13 protein-coding genes and 1 pseudogene are annotated in these 18399 nt (G+C 51.1%); 4 read left to right on the top strand and 10 right to left on the bottom strand.

What is annotated here, in order from left to right:
* Window positions 1-17: 17 nt before the first annotated feature.
* Complete coding sequence (gene nrdD / locus DXA97_RS04445; RefSeq protein WP_118718733.1) at window positions 18-2261, bottom strand: anaerobic ribonucleoside-triphosphate reductase; 2244 nt, start codon at window positions 2259-2261, stop codon at window positions 18-20.
* 266 nt (window positions 2262-2527) lie between these two features.
* Between nrdD and DXA97_RS04440 the strand changes: the two genes are divergently transcribed.
* A complete protein-coding gene (locus DXA97_RS04440) occupies window positions 2528-4021 on the top strand; it encodes a D-alanyl-D-alanine carboxypeptidase family protein (protein ID WP_243107558.1) in 1494 nt (497 codons plus the stop codon).
* Window positions 4022-4105: 84 nt separating this feature from the next.
* On the opposite strand, the gene DXA97_RS04435 is transcribed toward DXA97_RS04440, so the two are convergent.
* From DXA97_RS04435 to rpsL, 5 genes and pseudogenes are all read right to left on the bottom strand, one after another.
* Entirely contained in the window at window positions 4106-5689 is a 1584-nt protein-coding gene (locus tag DXA97_RS04435) for a S8 family peptidase (RefSeq protein ID WP_118718732.1), read from the bottom strand.
* A gap of 397 nt (window positions 5690-6086) precedes the next feature.
* Window positions 6087-7280 (bottom strand): elongation factor Tu, encoded by a 1194-nt coding sequence (gene tuf / locus DXA97_RS04430; protein WP_118718731.1) that lies wholly within the window; start codon window positions 7278-7280, stop codon window positions 6087-6089.
* Window positions 7281-7486: 206 nt separating this feature from the next.
* Window positions 7487-9606: pseudogene (fusA, locus tag DXA97_RS04425) on the bottom strand (elongation factor G).
* Window positions 9607-9621: 15 nt separating this feature from the next.
* Window positions 9622-10092, bottom strand: a complete 471-nt coding sequence (rpsG, locus tag DXA97_RS04420; RefSeq protein WP_118531413.1) for a 30S ribosomal protein S7 — start codon at window positions 10090-10092, stop codon at window positions 9622-9624.
* Window positions 10093-10256: 164 nt separating this feature from the next.
* Window positions 10257-10682, bottom strand: coding sequence for a 30S ribosomal protein S12 (rpsL, locus tag DXA97_RS04415; RefSeq protein ID WP_118540279.1), 426 nt, complete (start codon window positions 10680-10682; stop codon window positions 10257-10259).
* A gap of 200 nt (window positions 10683-10882) precedes the next feature.
* Here rpsL and DXA97_RS04410 point away from each other — a divergent pair, with 200 nt between their 5' ends.
* On the top strand, window positions 10883-11242 hold the full coding sequence (locus DXA97_RS04410; RefSeq protein WP_118718730.1) for a TIGR04086 family membrane protein: 360 nt from the start codon (window positions 10883-10885) through the stop codon (window positions 11240-11242).
* Window positions 11243-11299: 57 nt separating this feature from the next.
* Here DXA97_RS04410 and DXA97_RS04405 read toward each other — a convergent pair whose 3' ends face one another.
* Both DXA97_RS04405 and DXA97_RS04400 read right to left on the bottom strand, forming a co-directional pair.
* On the bottom strand, window positions 11300-12520 hold the full coding sequence (locus DXA97_RS04405; protein WP_347561454.1) for a hemolysin family protein: 1221 nt from the start codon (window positions 12518-12520) through the stop codon (window positions 11300-11302).
* Between the two features lie 139 nt (window positions 12521-12659).
* On the bottom strand, window positions 12660-13169 hold the full coding sequence (locus tag DXA97_RS04400; protein ID WP_118718729.1) for a signal peptidase II: 510 nt from the start codon (window positions 13167-13169) through the stop codon (window positions 12660-12662).
* Window positions 13170-13268: 99 nt separating this feature from the next.
* Here DXA97_RS04400 and DXA97_RS04395 point away from each other — a divergent pair, with 99 nt between their 5' ends.
* Window positions 13269-14618, top strand: coding sequence for a S8 family peptidase (locus DXA97_RS04395; RefSeq protein WP_243107557.1), 1350 nt, complete (start codon window positions 13269-13271; stop codon window positions 14616-14618).
* Window positions 14548-15009 carry a S8 family serine peptidase gene (locus DXA97_RS20725; protein WP_243107556.1) on the top strand — a complete coding sequence of 154 codons (462 nt, stop codon included), beginning with the start codon at window positions 14548-14550 and terminating at the stop codon, window positions 15007-15009. The genes DXA97_RS04395 and DXA97_RS20725 overlap by 71 nt, the downstream gene beginning before the upstream one ends.
* Window positions 15010-15097: 88 nt before the next feature.
* Here DXA97_RS20725 and DXA97_RS04390 read toward each other — a convergent pair whose 3' ends face one another.
* Together DXA97_RS04390 and DXA97_RS04385 are read right to left on the bottom strand one after the other, a co-directional pair.
* Complete coding sequence (locus DXA97_RS04390) at window positions 15098-16753, bottom strand: trypsin-like peptidase domain-containing protein (RefSeq protein ID WP_243107555.1); 1656 nt, start codon at window positions 16751-16753, stop codon at window positions 15098-15100.
* Window positions 16754-17146: 393 nt separating this feature from the next.
* A complete protein-coding gene (locus tag DXA97_RS04385) occupies window positions 17147-18346 on the bottom strand; it encodes a hypothetical protein (protein ID WP_182436796.1) in 1200 nt (399 codons plus the stop codon).
* Window positions 18347-18399: the final 53 nt, after the last annotated feature.

The raw sequence follows: 18399 nt of genomic DNA, 5'->3' as shown, positions 1-18399 counted from the left end.
AATTTACCCCCGCTTACTTATACCGCTGATGAACTGCTTGTGCCGCCATCGACAGACACGCTGCTCTTTGTAGACAGATGCAGCACACGGTCACGGATCTCCTGGGTGCGTCCCTGATTCCAGAACTGGGTTCCGATGTAACCGCAGGTACGGCGTGCCACAGACATCTTGTCCTGGTCACGGTTTCCGCAGTTCGGGCACTCCCATACTAACTTGCCGGACTCGTCTTCGACGATCTTGATCTCGCCATCGTAGCCGCAGCACTCGCAATAGTCGCTCTTGGTGTTCAGCTCTGCGTACATGATGTTCTCATAGATGAACTTCATGACAGAGAGAACCGCCGGGATATTCTGCTGCATGTTCGGTACTTCCACATAGCTGATTGCTCCGCCCGGAGACAGCTTCTGGAACTCGGACTCAAATTTCAGCTTGCTGAATGCATCGATCTCCTCGGTTACATGCACATGATAGCTGTTGGTAATGTAGTTCTTATCGGTAACTCCCGGGATGATGCCGAAACGCTTCTGCAGGCATTTTGCAAATTTGTAGGTGGTGGACTCCATCGGTGTTCCGTATACGGAATAGCTGATGTTCTCTGCCTCTCTCCACTCCCTGCACTTGTCGTTCATCTTCTGCATCACAGCCAGCGCGAACGGTTTTGCAGCCGGGTCCGTGTGGGATTTTCCGGTCATGCGCACACACATCTCGTGAAGGCCACAGTAGCCAAGGGAAATGGTGGAGTAACCGTCAAACAGAAGCTTGTCGATGGTCTCACCCTTTTTCAGTCTTGCCAGGGCCCCGTTCTGCCACAGGATCGGCGCTACATCGGAAATGGTTCCAAGCAGGCGCTCATGACGGCAGCGCAGTGCGCGGTGACAGAGCTCCAGGCGCTCCTCAAAAATCTCCCAGAAGCGGTCCATATCGCCCTCAGAGGAGCATGCCACATCCACCAGGTTAATGGTCACAACGCCCTGGTTAAAACGTCCGTAGAACTTGTGGCTTCCATCCGGGTTTCTCTGGGAATCCTCAACAGTCAGGAAGGAACGGCAGCCCATGCACGGGTAAACGTTTCCACCCTTCATCTCCTTCATGATCTTTGCTGAGATGTAATCCGGTACCATACGCTTTGCGGTACATTTCGCTGCAAGCTCAGTCAGATGCCAGTATTTGGAATCCTCGGTGATGTTGTCTTCGTCCAGAACATAGATCAGCTTCGGGAATGCCGGGGTGATCCACACGCCCTTTTCATTCTTAACGCCCTGCATTCTCTGGATCATGACTTCCTCGATGATCATGGCAAGGTCATCACGGGTACGGCCCTCCGGAACCTCGTCTAAGTACATGAACATGGTCACAAACGGAGCCTGTCCGTTACAGGTCATGAGGGTGATGAGCTGGTACTGGATGGTCTGGATACCGCTCTTGATCTCATCGCGCAGTCTGCGCTCTACCACGCGGTCGATGATCGCGTCATCTAAGGATTCCCCGCATTCTTCACGTTCTGCGATCACGTTCTTGCGCAGCTTTTTACGGCTGATGTCTACAAACGGAGCCAGGTGTGCCAGAGAGAAGGACTGTCCGCCGTACTGGTTGCTGGCTACCTGCGCCACGATCTGGGTAGTAACGTTGCAGGCAGTGAAAAAGCTGTGCGGCTTCTCGATCATGGTCTCGCTGATGACCGTGCCATTCTGAAGCATGTCCTCTAAGTTGATCAGGTCACAGTTGTGCTCCTTCTGTGCGAAATAATCGGTATCATGGAAATGGATGATGCCAGCCTCATGTGCACGCACGACGTCCTCCGGAAGAAGCACGCGCCGGCTTAAATCCTTGCTGACCTCACCAGCCATGTAGTCACGCTGGGTAGAGTTGATCACCGGGTTTTTATTGGAATTTTCCTGCTTTACTTCCTCGTTCATGTGCTCGATCAGAGCCAGGATACCATTATCCGTTGTATTGGATTTTCTGGTTAATTCTCTCTTATAGCGGTAACGCACATACTTCTGTGCCACCTCGTAACCGCGCATCTCCATGATGCCGGTCTCCACCATATCCTGAATATCTTCTACGTTTACCGCATGCGTTGCCTCTTCCACCTGCTTTGCGATCATGTCTGCCACTGCGTTAATCTGGTATTCATTCAGCTGATGAAGATGATCGACACTGGCATTGGCTTTGGTGATCGCGCTCACAATTTTAGAGACATCAAAAGAAACCTCTTTGCCGTTTCTCTTGATCACATTAGTCTTAACATCCGTAGTCATGCCCAAACCCCTCTCGTATATACTATATCTTGTATTTTCTTATATTATTAACAACTATATGTCGTAGCAGTGATTATGATACTACAAATATGGGGAAAATGGAAGTGGCAATTTCACGAATATTTCATGGAATATTTGGTTGAATATTTATTTTACATAAGGTATGATTAGACAGGTCCGTCTTGCCAAAATGCGGGAAACACCGCAAAGTTCCTTGCTTTTGAACCCAAACCGCAGACGGAAAAAGGACACAGGAGGTTCGCACATTGCTGAATAAATGGAAACAAAAGATAACAAAATTTGTATGTTTTGCCCTAACATGCCAGTTGTTCATTCTGACAGCCTGGGCTAAGCCCGACTGGCCTTCCGATACCGGCATTATGGCCGAGGCCGGCATTGTCATGGATATGGATTCCGGTGCCATTTTATATGGACAGAATATCCACCTGACCTACCCGCCAGCCAGCATTACCAAAATCCTGACAGCACTCATCGTTCTGGAAAATTGCAGTCTGGATGATACTGTAACATTTTCTACGACGGCTGTCAACCAGGTTGAGGCAGACAGCGGAAATAAAATCAGCGTCGTAGCCGGGGACCAGCTTTCCGTAGAGGACTGTCTCTACTCCCTGCTTTTAGTGTCCTGCAACCAGGCAGCCAATGCCCTGGCAGAGCATACGGCAGGCAGCATTTCCGCCTTTGTGGACATGATGAATGAAAAACTGGTGGAGCTTGGATGCCAGGAAAGCCACTTTGAAAATCCATCCGGCTTAAACGGAGATAACCAGTACGTTTCCGCTTACGATATGGCCCTGATCGCGCAGGCCGCATATGACAATGAAACCATGGTAGAGATCAGCTCCGCCACGACCCATAAGATCGCACCGACCACCCAGAATCCGGACGGTTTCACCATCCGCGGCGAACACCGTCTCTGTGTCACCGAAGATCAGAGCAGTCCCTACTACTATCCGGAAGCAATCGCCGGAAAAACAGGTTATCTGATCAAAGCCGGAAACACCCTGGTCACCTACGCAGTCAAGGATAACCGCCGTCTCGTATCCGTTATCTTAAAAGGACAGCCGCGCCAGTACTTTGTAGACGGAAAGGCACTTCTGGAGTTTGGGTTCCGCTCCTTCCAGAATTACACCGTGGCCGACTACGAAAGCCGCTATGTCACCGGAAACGAAACCATCAATCTGGACAAGGGTTCCTTCCAGGTCTCCGATCTGATGATCGACCCGGACAGCGTCATTACCCTGCCAAACGGTGCCTCCTTTGAGGATGCCGATATTTCCCTCGGCGCATTGCCAGAGGTCAGCCCGGACAACGCCGTGGCTCTCCTCACCTACACCTACAACGACCGCGTGATCGGCACTGCTTATCTGCTTGTCAAAGACGGCGTTACCATCGATAATGGGGACGGCAGCACCGGTGCCTCAGCTACAACCGGAGACGGCAGTACCAATGCCTCTGGCTCTGCTGACACCGCAAACAGCTCCCTCGCCACCAGCTCCAATGCTACAGATTCACAGCGCACCCACAGAAGCTTCTCCATCGCCGGTGTACTGGTCACGATCCTGATCGTGCTCCTCGTCCTTGCCGTGATCGGCATTGCAGGATGGATCATCTACTCCAGAAAGAAAGAAGCAAAAGCCCTCGCCGAGCGCCGCAAACGCAGAAGACAGCGGCTGCAGCGATCCGGTGATCAGGAAGAGTTTGAGCGGCTGCTGGAAGAATACAAGAATAAGAAGAAATAACAATTTGATTAACTTTAATAGGGCCGTGTGAGTTGCCTTCCGGCAACTCACACGGCCCATCGTTTTCAATTAAATTGTTTAAATTTACTGGCCCAGCCGGATCGGCTCTCCGCCTCCGGCTGTAATGGTTTTTGAAGTGGTTGTCTGGGATTCTCTCTGAGCTGTATCTCCGGAGCTTTGTGTTTCCTGTCCAGACTGTGCGCTTTCTGGATTTCCAGTGTTTCCTACAGCCGCTGAGACATCTGCTCCGGTGCTGTCGGCATTGCCGCCATTGCCTGTGTCGGTGCTTCCACCATTGTCTGTGCCAGCGCTTTCTGCTGTATTCTCTGCCGCTCTTCCGTAATTCAGTGCCGCGTACACATCCAGCATGCCGTTGCTGCTGAGCTTGCCTTCTAACGGCGGGATCTTGCGGGCGGTTTCTAACAGAACCTTGCGGATGTCAGAGAGGTGCAGGTCGGTGCGGTAGGAATACAGGAAAGCTGCCGCGCCGGTTACCATCGGGGTAGACATGGAGGTTCCTGTCATAAAGCCATATCCGCTGTTTGCAATGGTGCTGACGATATAAGTGCCGGGTGCTGCGATATCTACGCTCTTAGCGCCATAATTGGAGCTCTCAGCCAGGTTTCCGTCGAACATCAGGTTCGCAACGGATATCACATTATCTAAATCAAAGGAAGACGGGTAATCCGGTTTCTGATCCGTATCCTCTCCGATTCCTTTCGCGTCTCCGTTTCCGGCTGATACCACAAACAGCATCTTTGATTCGCGCATGACCTTTTCCAGTTCTGGATAATATTCGGTCGTTCCAAAACTGAGGTTGCAGATGGAGGCACCGTTTGCTTCCGCATAGCGGATGGCTTCGATGATTGCCTTTTCCTCACCCACGCCGTACTGGGTTCCCAGCGCTTTTAGAGACATGATCTTAACATACTTGTTATCCGCGATTCCGGCAATACCGCCGTTTCCACGGGTCGCAGCAATGGTTCCTGCCGCATGGGTTCCGTGATCGTCCTCGCTGCCCTTGCAGAGTTCATTATTTCCATCAAAGAAATTCCAGCCGTGTACATCGTCGATATAGCCGTTGCCGTCATTATCGATGCCATCTCCCGGAATTTCGTCTTCGTTGGTCCAAATGGCATCCTTCAGATCCGGGTGGTCGATGTCGATTCCGGTGTCAATGACTGCAACCACCACCTGACGATGCCCCTCTGTACTGGCATTATAAAGATTCCAGGCAGGGAGTACATTGATATCTACGCCTTTTCTGGCGCGGGTTTCTTTGATCCGGTAAGCATCCGGACCAGCCACCGGTGCCGGCATTCCCAGGTAGTTTGCCAGGTCAATATACGTGGCAAGCTTCGGGTTGCTGTCCTTGAAGCGGTTTGTTATCTCGCTGTACTGAAGCTCCGCATCATTTTTCAATCCCCACTGGTACTTGGAATAGCTGTCAGAAGAAGACAGATTGGTTACGCCCGGACCGTAGACATCTGTAGAAAATGTATATCGCTCCGCATCGTAGGCTGACGTTTCCTGTGTCCGATCTGACGTAGTTTCTGTCTGCCCCGTAACCCTTCCGGATATCTCCGGTCTTTCAGGCTGGTGCGCTGCCAGACTGGCGCCGCAAAGGCATAGTGCCAGACCGGAAACTAATTTTCGTTTATAGTTCATTCATTTACTCCTTGTTCTGCTATCCATTTTATGTTATCCACTTGCTGTGTTATCCATGGATCACTTCTATGTGATAACGCCTAATCTTACATTTATGATACAGTTTCTGATTATAACATAAATTACCAGTTCTTACTTTGAAAAATGTGTGAATTTTCCTTACGTTTTTACCCGTGATAGCAGCGTCCTTGCTGATGCTGTTCTGATTGCAGTTCCAATACACATCTTCCGGAGCTGCCCATGACATTTTGCAGATCCCAGATAAAGTTTTCCAGGTGCCAGATAACAGAAAAACCCGTGGAGAAAAATCTCCACGGGCCCTCTTACGTTTGGACACAGTAGGCGCACCAGGCGCATCTACATTATATGAAAATTTCGATTAATTTCTAATTAGAGATTAGTCGCAGATGGTAACAACACGACCTGAACCTACGGTTCTACCACCCTCACGGATAGCGAAACGAAGACCCTGCTCCATAGCTACCGGATGGATCAGCTCAACGGTCATCTCTACGTTATCACCAGGCATGCACATCTCGGTACCAGCCGGGAGCTCGCAAACGCCGGTTACGTCAGTTGTTCTGAAGTAGAACTGCGGACGATAGTTGTTGAAGAACGGGGTATGACGACCACCCTCGTCTTTGGTCAGAACGTAAACCTGTGCGGTAAACTTGTTGTGGCACTTTACAGATGCCGGCTTACACAGAACCTGTCCACGCTCGATCTCAGTTCTCTGGATACCACGAAGCAGAGCACCGATGTTATCACCAGCCTGAGCCTCATCCAGTAACTTACGGAACATCTCGATACCGGTAACAACGGTCTTCTTGGTCTCCTCGTGGATACCAACGATCTCAACCTCATCGTTCAGATGAAGAACACCACGCTCTACACGGCCGGTAGCAACGGTACCACGACCAGTAATGGTGAATACGTCCTCGACTGGCATCAGGAACGGCTTATCAGTCTCACGCTGCGGATCCGGGATCCAGCTATCAACTGCATCCATAAGCTCCATGATCTTGTCGCCCCACTCGCCCATCGGATCTTCCAGAGCTTTCAGAGCAGAACCCTGAATGATCGGGGTGTCATCGCCCGGGAACTCGTACTCGTTCAGCAGCTCACGGATCTCCATGTCTACTAACTCAAGCAGCTCCGGATCGTCAACCATATCACACTTGTTCATGAATACAACGATGTACGGTACGCCTACCTGACGGGAAAGCAGGATGTGCTCTCTGGTCTGAGCCATAACACCATCGGTTGCTGCTACTACAAGGATAGCGCCATCCATCTGAGCTGCACCGGTGATCATGTTCTTAACGTAGTCAGCATGTCCTGGGCAGTCAACGTGTGCATAGTGTCTCTTCTCAGTCTCATACTCAACGTGTGCGGTAGAAATGGTGATACCACGCTCTCTCTCCTCCGGAGCCTTATCGATGTTCTCGAAATCGGTAGCGGTGTTACCAGCAACTCTCTCAGACAGAACTTTGGTGATTGCTGCGGTCAGAGTGGTTTTACCATGGTCAACGTGGCCGATGGTACCAATGTTACAATGCGGTTTGGTTCTTTCAAACTTTGCTTTTGCCATTTTATAACGTCCTCCTTGATTTGCCCGCCTAGTACGGGCGATTGATTATATGGTTAGGCTGTTCTTTATTATATGCTATTTGTGCAATATTTTCAAGCCTTTTCTCTATTCCGGGCGGCAGCCCGCAAAGGGACTTCAGACAAAGCCGGAAGACCTTTGCGAAACTCCTGTGCCGGAAATTAGATTTGATTGTAATTAAGGTTTAATTACTTTTTGTGCTCGTTGATAACCTTCTCCTGTACGGACTTCGGAACCGGCTCGTACTTCTCGAAGAACATGGAGTAGTTACCACGTCCCTGAGTCTTGGAACGAAGTCGGTAGAGTAACCGAACATCTCGGAAAGCGGAACGTATGCTCTTACGATCTTACCGCCGCCTAAGTCATCCATACCCTCGATACGGCCACGACGGGAGTTGATATCACCGATAACATCACCCATGTACTCCTCTGGCATGGTAACTTCAACCTTCATGATCGGCTCAAGCAGGATAGCGCCTGCCTTCTGCATAGCCTCCTTGAATGCCATGGAACCGGCAATCTTGAATGCCATCTCGTTAGAGTCGACCTCATGGTAAGAACCGTCGTATACGGTAGCTTTTACGCCGAGTACCGGGAATCCAGCAAGGATACCGGACTTAGCAGCCTCTTCGATACCAGCGCCAACTGCCGGGATGTACTCTTTCGGGATAGCACCACCGACAACGGTAGACTCGAACTTGAAGGTCTCTTCTGCGTTCGCATCCATCGGCTCGAAGTGAACTTTACAGTGACCGTACTGACCACGACCACCAGACTGCTTAGCATATTTGCTGTCTACGTCTACGGCCTTGGTGAAGGTCTCTTTGTAAGCAACCTGCGGAGCACCAACGTTAGCTTCAACGTTGAACTCTCTCAGAAGACGGTCTACGATGATCTCCAGATGTAACTCACCCATACCGGAGATGATGGTCTGGCCAGTCTCCTGGTTGGTGGATGCACGGAAAGTCGGATCCTCCTCTGCAAGTTTTGCAAGTGCCTCACTCATCTTGCCCTGACCAGCTTTGGTCTTAGGCTCGATAGCGATATCGATAACCGGCTCCGGGAACTCCATGGACTCCAGGATAACCGGATGATTCTCATCACAGATGGTATCACCGGTACCGGTAATCTTAAAGCCTACTGCTGCAGCGATATCGCCGGAGTAAACTTTGTCGATCTCCTGTCTCTTGTTAGCGTGCATCTGAAGGATACGGCCAACACGCTCTTTCTTGCCCTTGGTAGCATTCAGAACGTAAGAACCGGAATTCATGGTACCGGAGTACACACGGAAGAATGCCAGTTTACCTACGAACGGGTCAGTCATGATCTTGAATGCCAGAGCTGCGAAAGGCTCTTCATCGGAAGAATGACGGAATACTTCATTGCCGTCCATATCGGTACCCTTGATAGACGGGATATCGGTCGGAGCCGGCATGAACTCGATTACAGCGTTCAAAAGTCTCTGAACACCTTTGTTTCTGTATGCACTACCGCAGCATACCGGAACAGCGGTACACTCGCAGGTAGCTTTTCTTAATACTTTCTTCAGATCCTCGATAGACGGCTCTTCGCCTTCCAGATACTGCATCATCAGATCGTCATCCAGCTCGCAGATCTTCTCTACCAGCTCGGTGTGATATAACTCTGCATCATCCTTCATATCATCCGGGATTTCGCAAACAGTAACGTCGTCGCCCTTATCATCGTTGTAGATGTAAGCCTGCATCTCGAACAGGTCGATGATGCCCTTGAACTCGTCCTCTTTACCGATCGGCAGCTGTAAGCAGATAGCGTTCTTACCAAGTCTGGTACGGATCTGCTCTACTGCGCCGTAGAAGTTAGCACCCAGGATATCCATCTTGTTGATGAATGCCATACGCGGTACGTTGTAGGTATCAGCCTGGCGCCAAACGTTCTCGGACTGCGGCTCTACACCACCCTTTGCACAGAACACGCCAACAGCGCCGTCCAGTACACGAAGGGAACGCTCTACCTCAACAGTGAAGTCTACGTGACCTGGGGTATCGATGATGTTGATACGATACTCCGGCTGTCCTTTGATCGGACGGTTGTCCTGGCCATGAATGGTCCAGTGACAGGTAGTAGCTGCTGAAGTAATGGTAATACCTCTCTCCTGCTCCTGTTCCATCCAGTCCATGGTAGCAGTACCTTCGTGAGTATCACCGATTTTGTAGTTTACACCAGTGTAATACAGGATACGCTCAGTCAAAGTGGTCTTACCAGCATCGATGTGAGCCATGATACCAATATTTCTGGTTCTCTCCAACGGATATTCTCTTCCAGCCAAAGCTTTTTCCTCCTATTAGAATCTGAAGTGGGAGAAGGCCTTGTTAGCCTCTGCCATCTTATGCATGTCTTCTTTACGTTTTACAGATGCACCAGTGTTGTTTGCTGCGTCCATAATCTCGTTTGCCAGTCTCTCTTCCTGGGTCTTCTCGCCTCTCTTACGGGAGAACATGGTGATCCAGCGAAGTGCAAGAGTCTGACGTCTCTCCGGCTTAACCTCGATCGGTACCTGATAGGTAGCACCACCGATACGTTTTGCCTTAACCTCCAGAACAGGCATGATATTGTTCATAGCCTCTTCGAAGACTTCCAGAGCCGGCTTGCCGCTCTTCTCTTCTACACGGTTAAATGCACCGTATACGATTTTCTGTGCAACACCCTTCTTACCATCAAGCATGATATTGTTGATCAGCTTGGTTACAACCTTGTTGTTGTATAAAGGATCTGCTAATACATCTCTTTTCTGAATATGTCCTTTACGTGGCACGTTACTTCCCTCCTTAATTATAGAAATTAATTCATAGGTACTCACATGTTTCCATAAAAATGTGTTCGCGCACGGTTCTATCTATTCCTGCAACCACAGGCAATATCATCCCGGCACTAACTACTTTTACTTACGTTAGTGGTACTACTAGTGTAAGCTGTTGCTTATTTCTTCTTAGCGTCTTTCGGTCTCTTAGCGCCGTACTTGGAACGAGCCTGCTTTCTGTTGGCTACGCCTGCGGTATCAAGAGTACCTCTGATGATGTGATATCTGGTACCCGGAAGGTCCTTAACACGGCCACCACGAATTAATACTACGCTGTGCTCCTGTAAGTTGTGTCCCTCGCCCGGGATGTAGCTGGTTACCTCGATACCGTTAGAAAGACGTACTCTGGCGATTTTACGAAGTGCAGAGTTCGGCTTCTTCGGGGTTGCAGTCTTAACTGCGGTGCAGACACCTCTCTTCTGCGGTGAAGAAGTATCAGTTGCACGCTTCTGTAAGGAGTTGTATCCTTTCTGCAGAGCCGGTGCGGTAGACTTCTTAACTGCGGTCTGTCTTCCCTTTCTCACTAACTGGTTGAATGTTGGCATTCCTTTCACCTCCTGTGATATTGTCTGTTGGTTGCTGTAATTCTTTTCAGCTTTTTTGCGCATCAAAAAATCCTGCGATTTTCGCACGCCATTCTATTATATCCATTCCACCATAGCATGTCAAGGATATTTTTGTAATTTTTCTGGACAACACAAAATAAAATGAACTGATCAGAGTATTTCCAAAAAGGAGGGTTTTTATGCTTCCATCACGCCCCAAGGCCTTGTTAATTTCCCTGGTTGCATCTTACCTGCTCTCTGCCGTGCTGCTCTTTATCCTGACCTTTGTCCTTTACAGGCTGAAGCTGAAGGAGTCGCAGATCACGCCGGCGGTCTATCTGCTCTATGGCATTTCCTGTTTTGCCGGCGGCCTGCTCTGCGGCAAGGCGCTGCGCACCCGGCGTTTTTTCTGGGGACTGCTCACCGGGCTTTTATATTTTCTGGCGCTTTTTGCTGCATCTGTTTTGCTGCGCCAGGGCAGAATCCCGGACTTTTCCCATGTGCTCCCGGTGCTCGCCTGCTGCGCGGCAGGCGGAATGGCCGGGGGGATCTTAAGTTAAAAGATGAAAAGATGGGCGGTGCCACTTTCTGCCGGCACCGCCCATCCTGCATGATTTTTAATTCTGTTCCGCTGTCTTTTCCGCTTCTTCCTCTTCCGTTTTTTCCGGATGATGGATCTGGATGCGGATCTTTCCGATCCGGTTTTTATCCATATCCTCTACCTTCAGGTGAAGGTTCTCGTAATCTACTTCCTCTCCTTCTTCCGGCAGATGATCCAGAAGGCCGATCACCAGGCCGCCGATCGAGTCATAATCCTCTGACTGCAGCTCCAGTCCCAGGCGGTCATTTAAGTCATCCAGCTTGGTGGAACCATTGACCAGATATTCGTCCGGTCCGGTCTCTTTTACCTCGTCCTCTTCATCCTGGTCGTACTCGTCACGGATCTCCCCGACGATTTCCTCAAGCATATCCTCAAGCGTAATCAGTCCGGCTGTTGCACCGTATTCATCTAACACGATAACAATATTGTTGAAGGTTTTGCGCATCTCCAGCATCAGCTCGGCTGTCTTCTTATATTCATAAGTATAAAGCGGCTGGCGTAGATAATCGCGGATGGAAAAATTCTTTTCTTTTTCGTGATCGAATAAAATGAAATCCTTCATATTAACAATGCCAATGACATTGTCTGTGTTTTCCTCGTAGACCGGGATACGGGTAAAGCGTTCCTTCTGGAACAGCTCCATGAGCTCACCAAAGGACGCCTCTGCATCCACCATGACCATGTCGATGCGCGGGACCATGATGTCTTTTGCCACGGCATCCCCAAAGTCGAACACATTGTTGATCATCTTCTTTTCTTCACTCTCAATGACGCCCTCCTCGTGGCTGACCTCCACGATCGTGCGGAGCTCATCCTCTGTGATCGGATCCTGTTTTTTATTCGGGTCGACCCGTATCAGAAACAGGACCGCCATAGAAAGCTTATTCACAATAAAAATAACCGGAGTCAGAACGACCATCAGCACATGGATGATCCCTGCATATGCAAAGGAAATCTTTTCCGCATACAGCGTGGACATGGTCTTCGGCGTAATCTCACCAAATACCAGGATCAAAAGAGTCAGCACACCGGTCGCAATTCCTACTGCCGCATTGCCAAACAGACGTAAGGTCAGCGTTGTCATTAAGGAAGATGCCGACAAATTTACAATGTTATTGCCAATCAGAATGGTACTGAGCATCTTGGCCGGGTCTTCGATCACCGCGGCAACCATGGCCGCACGCTTATCGCCACCCTCCGCAAGTGTCCGGACCCGGACCTTATTGACGGTAGTCAAGGCAGTCTCCGCCGATGAAAAAAAATGCGGACAGCAGAAGAAGGACCAACACTGCTGCAACCTGTATGCCCGTACTGTCTCCAGAATCTAACATGATTTTTACTCCTTTATTCTTTTTCTATAAAAATTATCTACGATTCTACATGTTTTCCTTTTCGCTGTCAACCGGAGTTTTCGCAGGCAGCACACCCCGGAGTTCTTTGAGGATCTCTGCCCCAAACAAAATGCCGGATCCGAGAAAAACAAAGATATCCCCAAGGTTGAAGACAATCTCCTTCAGTTTTCCACACTGGATGCTGAAATAATCCACCACATAACGGCGCACGAGCCTGTCGTAAAGATTACTGAGGGCACCTCCCAGGATCATGGCGATTCCAAGCTTCTGCACCTTTTTTCCTTTCTGTGGAAGCAGTGCTGCCAGATACCCTGCCAGGCCGCAGATCACGGACAGCGGCAGCATACGCACCACCTCCCCATGCTTTTCCAGAAATCCAAAGGGAAAGCCCGCGTTATGGTTATGGTACAAAAGGATCTTTCCGCATGTATGCGGCAACGGTTTTGGAAAATCTTCCGGTTTTTCCCGTTCGATCAGCCATTTGATCCCAAGGTCCAGAGACGATAGTGCCGCAATGATTGCTGTATAGATCATAATTTTTCCTCCCGGTTTATGCTTTTATTTCTCTATTGTACTATTGAATCACTGCCGCGTCAAACAGCATATACTATGAAAAAGCTATGCGGAGCACCCATGATCCCATGCAATACATCCCCTGCCTCTGAAGATTATGCAGACTTCATTGTCCGCTATTCCCCGCGGGCTGTGGAATCCCTCTATGAGCTTGCAGGAACCACCTGCGTCAATCTGGTCAGTCAGGAATTTGCCATTGTCCATGTACCGCTGGCAGGTGTTCTTCCATTAAGTCTTACCCGGCAGACCTATTCTGCCATTCCAAAGCTTTACGGTCTGCAGGATACCACGGCACTGGAAAGCGCAGGCATTCTTCCGGTCTTCTCCCAGCCCAATCTTGCAAGTACCGGACAAGGGGTACTCATAGGCCTGATCGATACCGGGATCGACTACACCAGCCCATTATTCCGGAATCCGGATGGCACCAGCCGCATCTTAAGCATATGGGACCAGACCAGGGAAAATGAGTCCTTACCACCACCCGTTGCCGGTTTCCAGCCTTTTTTCGGGACCGTCTACAGCCAGGAGGATCTAAACCGTGCCCTCGCCGCCGGTGACCCGTTCTCCATAATCCCCGCAACCGACACAAATGGGCATGGAACCTTTCTCGCCGGAGTAGCTGCGGGAAACCAGGCCAGCACACTCCCTGCATTTTCCGGCGCTGCCCCGGACGCTTCCCTGGCCGTTGTCCGCCTAAAGCCAGCCAAGCAATATCTGCGGGATTTTTTTGCCGTTCCGGCAGATGCCGATGCTTATCAGGAAAACGATATCATGGCTGCTGCTGCCTTCCTTCTGGGAATCGCAGGCCAGTACCAGATGCCGCTTGTCCTCTGTCTGGGTGCCGGGACCAGCCAGGGCAGTCACAGTGGCCTTTCTCCCCTTTCCATGCAGCTTCAGGCCTTAAGCGGGACCCGAGGCTTCGCCTGTGTCACAGGTGCCGGAAATGAGACTGGCTTTGGTCGCCACTATTTCAGCCGTCTGCCTGCAAACCAGGAATTCGATGATGTTGAGCTGCGCATTGCCGCCCCGGGTAAAGACTTTTCCATGGAGCTGTGGGCAGATGCCTCTGAGCTTTATACACTCGGCTTTGTTTCTCCCTCCGGCGAAGTGATCGAACGGATCCCGCTGGCGGTAGGACAGGAAACCACCCTTTCCTTCCGGCTGGATGCCACCCGTATCTTTATCAGCTACCAGCTGACCGAAGCCGGGTCCGGCCGTTTTCTTGCATTCTTACGGTTTCGTGGTCCGGCTCCGGGCATCTGGCACATCCGGGTCTACCCTGCCCTGTATGTCACCGGGCAGTTCCACATCTGGCTTCCCCTGCAGTCCTTTCTTCCAGATGACATCCGTTTTCTCCGCCCCGATCCCGATATCACCATCACCGATCCCGGCAATGCCCTCTGCTTCTGACCATCAGTACCTACAACCATGTCACAGACAGTCTCTACATCCACAGCAGCCGCGGCTTCACCGCTACAGGCAGGTAAAACCTGACCTTGCCGCTCCCGGCGTCGACGTACAGGGCCCGGCGCTGCAGTCCCGGGGTAACACAGCTTCCACGCCGGTTTCCTTCACCCGCCGCACCGGAGCTTCTGTCGCTGCCGCCATCACCGCCGGAGCCGTGGCCTGCCTGTTTTCGTGGGACTTTACCCAGGGAAATGACACAAGCCTCACCAGCAGCTCCGTCCGCTCCATTCTCATCCGGGGCGCAGACCGAAAAGAAGCGTTCCAGTACCCCAACCGCCAGTGGGGATATGGAACGCTGAACCTGTACCAGGCATTTTTGCTGATGCGGGAGTGAAGTAACAATTTAAGTATATGACAAGGGCCGTGTGAGTTGCCTTTCGGCAACTCACACGGCCCTATTAAAGTGAAATAAATTGTTATATTTAGTTAGTCTCACCGGCCGGCTTGGTTCCCAGCGTGATCTGGACGGTACGCTCTGTATACTGTCCATTCTCCAGAGACTGTACGGTTAAGTTCACGGTGTCACCGCCCTTATAGTAGGTCAGCATATCCTTCAGGTCTGCCATGGTGCGGACGGTCTGGCCATCGAACTTGGTAATGATATCCTTCTCGTGTAAGTCAGACTTCGATGCTGCGCTGTCTTCTACGATCTTGTATACATAAATACCTCTCGGCATTCCGTACATGCTTGCTGCAGTCTCATCGATATTCTGTCCCTGAATACCCAGGAAGCCCTGCTGAGCCTCATCAACTGCTACACGGGTCTTCTTGTTCATCAGCTCGTTAATGATGTCCTGTGCCTGGGAGATCGGGATTGCATAGCCCATGCCCTCTACCTCAGTAGAAGAATATTTGGCTGCATTGATGCCAATGACCTCACCTCTCATATTCAGCAGTGCGCCGCCACTGTTACCAGGGTTGATGGCCGCATCGGTCTGAAGCAGGGTACGGGTTGTCTGGTCCTCAGCCTTTACCTCACGGTTTAAAGCACTGACATAGCCAACAGTTACAGACTGGCCATAGCCAAGTGCATTACCGATCGCAATAACACCCTGGCCAACCTTTAATGCATCGGAATCACCGAGTGTTGCAACCTTGATCTGGTTCATGGTATCGGACGGGATGTCCTTTAACGGAATGGCAATGACTGCCAGGTCTGTCTCGGAATCTGTTCCCTTGATTGCTGCAGAAACCTGCTGGTTATCGATAAAGGTAACCGTCAGCTCCTTGGAATCCTCAACAACATGGTTGTTGGTAACGATCAGAAGCTCTTCATCGTTCTGGCCTACAATGATACCGGAGCCGCTGCTCGGAACCTCAACGGTCTGGCTCGGTCCAAACCAGGTCTGCTGCTGCATGACCATTGTATTGTTGATCGCAACAACCGACGGCATTGCTTTCTCTACGATGGAAGAAACATCCGTCTGGATTGCTGAGGTGACCGGTGCCCCGGCAGTGGTGCTGCCATCGCCGGAATCCGATTCTGCCACCTTGACCTGAGCCTGTGTTTCTGTCTGGCCGATCGTGGTATACTGCCCCTTCAGGTATTCTCCCATGGTATCAACTGCAAACATCGTACCGCCTGCGACCGTACCAAACAAAACTGCTGCTGCCGTAACGGCTGCAACCTTTTTGGCCATGCCGTGACCGCTGCGTTTTGCATGCTCTGGTTTCTGGTGTGCATTATGATGGAACTCTGGTCTGCGCGGTGCCCAGCCGCCTGTTGTGTGGTGAGCCTGCTCATGCTGGGCCGCCTGCTGGTTTCCGTTCTGGGATACAGACTGCCATGCGCTGCCCTGGCCCTGCTCCTGTGAACCCGGCTGCCATGTGCTGCTGTTCTGGGTACCTGCCTGCGATGCAGACTGCCATGCACTGCTGCCACTCTCCTGGCTGCCTGTCTGGGCTGCGGACTGCCATGCACTGCTGCCACTCTCCTGACCGTTTGCCTGGGTTGCAGACTGCCATGCGCCGCTGCCACTCTCCTGACCGTTTGCCTGGCTGCGGACTGCCATGCGCCGCTGCCACTCTGGCTGGTGCTCTGCGGTGCGGACTGCCAGCTGCTGTCTCTCTGGCTGCACTCCTGGCTGCGCCCTTCCAGGCTTCACTTCTGCCCTGTTCCTGTGCCGGACCCTGCTGGGATCTTACCTCCTGGCTATCTGTGTTCTGGGCTGCGTTTCTGCGGTATTCCATATGTTCGTCGTTGCGGTCGTTGTAACCAGCTTCCGAATTATTTTCTCTGTTATTTCTATCTTCTTCGTACATACTTATGATCTCCTTTCTGTACTTCTTTCTTAACTCTGTAAAGAACTATAACAGAGAAATGTGATGCAATTGTGTTCCCTTTTCAACTTAATTGTGAATTCTAACAATATCACACAGTAACGAACGAGGGCCGAAAGGTTTCGTCCCCGCCATTCGGCGGGAACGGAACCTTCCGGCCCATTTGTGTTTACTGTGAGATATTGTTATATTTACTGCCCCGGTCCTGCCACCGTCCCGGACACTGCGGAGAAAGAACTGTTTCCGCTTCCGGACGGGCCCGCAGAGGACGGGTTTCCGGAATTTGCGCTGGTCGGTGTTGTGGATGTACTGCCCGGATGACTGGCTGCGCTTGTCGGGGTGGTGCTGCCACCCGGATGGGACGCTGCCGTCGGGACCGTGCTTCCAGAACCTGATGTTGTGCCCTCAGCCGTACTTCCCGGATGTGTTGCAGAGCTGGTCGGCGTGGTACTATTGCTTCCCGGATGGGATGCTGCCGTGGTCGGCGTCGTGCTGCTTCCCGGGTGGCTGGCAGAGCTGCTCTCCGTATTGCTGCCCGGATGTGCTGCAGATGATGACTCCGAAGATGTTCCCGGACGGTCTGTTACTTTGGTATCTGCAATTCCAGACTCGCTGTCAGAGGTTTCATTATTTTTATGGTTTCCCTTGCTGTCCGTCTCTTTTGTCTCGCCGTTCGCATCTGTCTCAGCTGCTGATGCAGCGCTGTGGCTGCTGGAGATGGTCTCGTCCTTCACAAGGAATCCGTCGGCATCGGTCTCGTACTTTACATATTTGCCGTCAGCGTCGGTCTCCATTTTGAGCTTCTTGCTGACCTTCTTGCCGTTCTTATCGTACTCGTATACGGTCTGGTATCCTTCCTCGTCCTTGGACTTATCGGAAGATTTAGTCGCTGCTGCCTTGGTCTTCTGCGGCTGTACCACACCGCCACCGGTTCCTACATTTCCGACAAACTGGCCTTCTTTATAGATGCCAGTATCGGAAGAGATTTTTGCACTGATCTTCTTAACAGTCTCAGATGGGGTATAAGCCTCATCACCAAAAAGGAACTTGTGCAGCTCAATGACATTGCTTTCCAGAGTTGCAGGAACAACTACAGCTCCCTTCTTGCCCATGTTTGCGTCACCGCGGGCCTGCGGGAATCCGGTTGTCTCTCCCAGATGGAACTTCGTGATATTTCTGGCGTTGCTTACCAGGTCATCGACTCCGATACTGGTAGATATCTGCGGGAACACAGTTCCGATCAGGGTATACAGTGTCTGGAAATCTGCCTTCTTGGATTTTTCAAAGGCCTGCGCAATGATCTTACGCTGGCGCTCAGTACGTGCATAGTCTGTATCCATCAGACGCAGGCGGCCATAAGCTACGGCCTGGACACCGTCTAAATGGTTCATGCCTGCATGGGTTAACTGGTGGGAACCGATTCCGGTTGCTTACAGTCTCAGTA

This window comes from Clostridium sp. OF09-36, from assembly GCF_003481985.1.
Lineage (GTDB): Bacteria > Bacillota > Clostridia > Lachnospirales > Lachnospiraceae > Brotaphodocola.
Note: the sequence above shows the minus strand (reverse complement) of the source record. Positions and strands in the feature narration are given on the sequence as shown.

Bases quoted from the DNA above. Each gene is read 5' to 3' on its own strand.
- DXA97_RS04385 (WP_182436796.1), bottom strand. From the start codon at position 18,346: ATGAACCATTTAGACGGTGTCCAGGCCGTAGCTTATGGCCGCCTGCGT.
- DXA97_RS04400 (WP_118718729.1), bottom strand. From the start codon at position 13,169: ATGATCTATACAGCAATCATTGCGGCACTATCGTCTCTGGACCTTGGG.
- DXA97_RS04395 (WP_243107557.1), top strand. From the start codon at position 13,269: ATGATCCCATGCAATACATCCCCTGCCTCTGAAGATTATGCAGACTTC.
- DXA97_RS04435 (WP_118718732.1), bottom strand. From the start codon at position 5,689: ATGAACTATAAACGAAAATTAGTTTCCGGTCTGGCACTATGCCTTTGC.
- tuf (WP_118718731.1), bottom strand. From the start codon at position 7,280: ATGGCAAAAGCAAAGTTTGAAAGAACCAAACCGCATTGTAACATTGGT.
- DXA97_RS20725 (WP_243107556.1), top strand. From the start codon at position 14,548: ATGACATCCGTTTTCTCCGCCCCGATCCCGATATCACCATCACCGATC.
- DXA97_RS04410 (WP_118718730.1), top strand. From the start codon at position 10,883: ATGCTTCCATCACGCCCCAAGGCCTTGTTAATTTCCCTGGTTGCATCT.
- rpsL (WP_118540279.1), bottom strand. From the start codon at position 10,682: ATGCCAACATTCAACCAGTTAGTGAGAAAGGGAAGACAGACCGCAGTT.
- nrdD (WP_118718733.1), bottom strand. From the start codon at position 2,261: ATGACTACGGATGTTAAGACTAATGTGATCAAGAGAAACGGCAAAGAG.